This window comes from Marinobacter persicus, from assembly GCF_002934325.1.
Lineage (GTDB): Bacteria > Pseudomonadota > Gammaproteobacteria > Pseudomonadales > Oleiphilaceae > Marinobacter > Marinobacter persicus_A.
Window position 1 is genome coordinate 3006 of the sequence record NZ_PTIV01000053.1, and the last position, 2961, is coordinate 5966.

At 53.9% G+C, this 2961-nt stretch carries 1 rRNA gene; it reads left to right on the forward strand.

Annotation, left to right across the window (positions count from 1 at the left end):
- Nucleotides 1–38 precede the first annotated feature (38 nt).
- Nucleotides 39–2929 (forward strand): 23S ribosomal RNA (locus BY454_RS16150).
- The last annotated feature ends 32 nt before the right edge of the window (nt 2930–2961 follow it).

A 2961-nucleotide genomic window follows, 5' to 3' on the forward strand; every position in this document is an offset into this window, starting at 1 on the left:
ACTTCTTAGGAAGTTATTCAGTTGTCTTGGGGTTATATAGTCAAGCAACTAAGCGCATACGGTGGATGCCTTGGCAGTCAGAGGCGATGAAAGACGTGGAAGCCTGCGATAAGGCTCGGGGAGCTGGCAAACAAGCGATGATCCGGGCATCTCTGAATGGGGGAACCCACCGACTTTCGGGTCGGTACCGTACAGTGAATACATAGCTGTGCGGGGCGAACTCGGGGAACTGAAACATCTAAGTACCCGAAGGAAAAGAAATCAACCGAGATTCCCTCAGTAGCGGCGAGCGAACGGGGACCAGCCCTTAAGCTGAACAACTGGTAGGAGAAGGCTCTGGAAAGTGCCGCCATAGTGGGTGATAGCCCCGTATCCGAAACCTGAGTTCAGTGAAATCGAGTAGGTCGATGCACGAGAAACATTGACTGAACATGGGGGGACCATCCTCCAAGGCTAAATACTCCTGACTGACCGATAGTGAACCAGTACCGTGAGGGAAAGGCGAAAAGAACCCCTGTGAGGGGAGTGAAACAGACCCTGAAACCGTATGCGTACAAGCAGTCGGAGCGGATTTATTCCGTGACGGCGTACCTTTTGTATAATGGGTCAGCGACTTATGTTTAGTGGCGAGGTTAACCGTTTAGGGGAGCCGTAGGGAAACCGAGTCTGAATAGGGCGAATGAGTCGCTAGGCATAGACCCGAAACCGGGCGATCTATCCATGAGCAGGTTGAAGGTGCCGTAACAGGCACTGGAGGACCGAACCCACTGTCGTTGAAAAGCCAGGGGATGACTTGTGGATCGGAGTGAAAGGCTAATCAAGCCCGGAGATAGCTGGTTCTCCCCGAAAGCTATTTAGGTAGCGCCTCGGACGAATACCACAGGGGGTAGAGCACTGTTTCGGCTAGGGGGCCATCTCGGCTTACCAACCCGATGCAAACTCCGAATACCTGTGAGTACTATCCGGGAGACACACGGCGGGTGCTAACGTCCGTCGTGAAGAGGGAAACAACCCAGACCGCCAGCTAAGGTCCCAAAGTACCAGTTAAGTGGGAAACGATGTGGGAAGGCTCAGACAGCTAGGAGGTTGGCTTAGAAGCAGCCATCCTTTAAAGAAAGCGTAATAGCTCACTAGTCGAGTCGGCCTGCGCGGAAGATGTAACGGGGCTCAAACTGGTCACCGAAGCTGCGGCTGCATACTTTGTATGCGGGGTAGGGGAGCGTTCTGTAAGCCTGTGAAGGTGAGTTGAGAAGCTTGCTGGAGGTATCAGAAGTGCGAATGCTGACATGAGTAACGATAATGGGAGTGAAAAACTCCCACGCCGGAAGACCAAGGTTTCCTGCGCAACGCTAATCGGCGCAGGGTGAGTCGGCCCCTAAGGCGAGACCGAAAGGTGTAGTCGATGGGAAACGGGTTAATATTCCCGTACCTTGGATAGCTGCGATGGAGAGACGGAGAAGGCTAGGTGAGCCGGGCGACGGTTGTCCCGGTTTAAGCAAGTAGGCAGTGGACTTAGGCAAATCCGGGTCCACAATGCCGAGATGCGACGACGATTGCCCACGGGCGAGAAGTCATTGATGCCATGCTTCCAGGAAAATCTTCTAAGCTTCAGGCTATTCAAGACCGTACCCCAAACCGACACAGGTGGTCAGGTAGAGAATACCAAGGCGCTTGAGAGAACTCGGGTAAAGGAACTAGGCAAAATGGTGCCGTAACTTCGGGAGAAGGCACGCTGGTTGTATGTGAGACCCCTGCGGGTGGAGCAGAAGCCAGTCGAAGATACCAGGCCCCTGCGACTGTTTATTAAAAACACAGCACTCTGCAAACACGAAAGTGGACGTATAGGGTGTGACGCCTGCCCGGTGCCGGAAGGTTAATTGATGGGGTTAGGATTCGTCCGAAGCTCTTGATCGAAGCCCCGGTAAACGGCGGCCGTAACTATAACGGTCCTAAGGTAGCGAAATTCCTTGTCGGGTAAGTTCCGACCTGCACGAATGGCGTAACGACGGGGGCGCTGTCTCTACCCGAGACTCAGTGAAATTGAAATCGCCGTGAAGATGCGGTGTATCCGCGGCTAGACGGAAAGACCCCGTGAACCTTTACTATAGCTTCACAGTGAACTTTGAGCATGCTTGTGTAGGATAGCTGGGAGGCTTTGAAACTCGGACGCCAGTTCGGGTGGAGCCAACCTTGAAATACCAGCCTGGCATGTTTGAGGTTCTAACTTGGTCCCCTTACCGGGGATGAGGACACTGTGTGGTGGGTAGTTTGACTGGGGCGGTCTCCTCCCAAAGCGTAACGGAGGAGCACAAAGGTGGGCTAAGCATGGTCGGACATCATGCGGTTAGTGTAATGGCACAAGCCCGCTTAACTGCGAGACAGACACGTCGAGCAGGTGCGAAAGCAGGTCATAGTGATCCGGTGGTTCTGTATGGAAGGGCCATCGCTCAACGGATAAAAGGTACTCCGGGGATAACAGGCTGATACCGCCCAAGAGTTCACATCGACGGCGGTGTTTGGCACCTCGATGTCGGCTCATCACATCCTGGGGCTGAAGCCGGTCCCAAGGGTATGGCTGTTCGCCATTTAAAGTGGTACGCGAGCTGGGTTTAGAACGTCGTGAGACAGTTCGGTCCCTATCTGCCGTGGACGTTGGAGATTTGAGGAAAGCTGCTCCTAGTACGAGAGGACCGGAGTGGACGAACCTCTGGTGTTCGGGTTGTGTCGCCAGACGCATTGCCCGGTAGCTATGTTCGGATAGGATAACCGCTGAAGGCATCTAAGCGGGAAGCCCCTTCCAAGATAAGATCTCCCTGGCCCCTCGAGGGCCCTGAAGAGCCGTTCAAGACCAGGACGTTGATAGGCTGGATGTGTAAGCGCTGCGAGGCGTTGAGCTAACCAGTACTAATTGCTCGTGCGGCTTGACTATATAACACCCAAGACAATTGCGGATAACGCAAC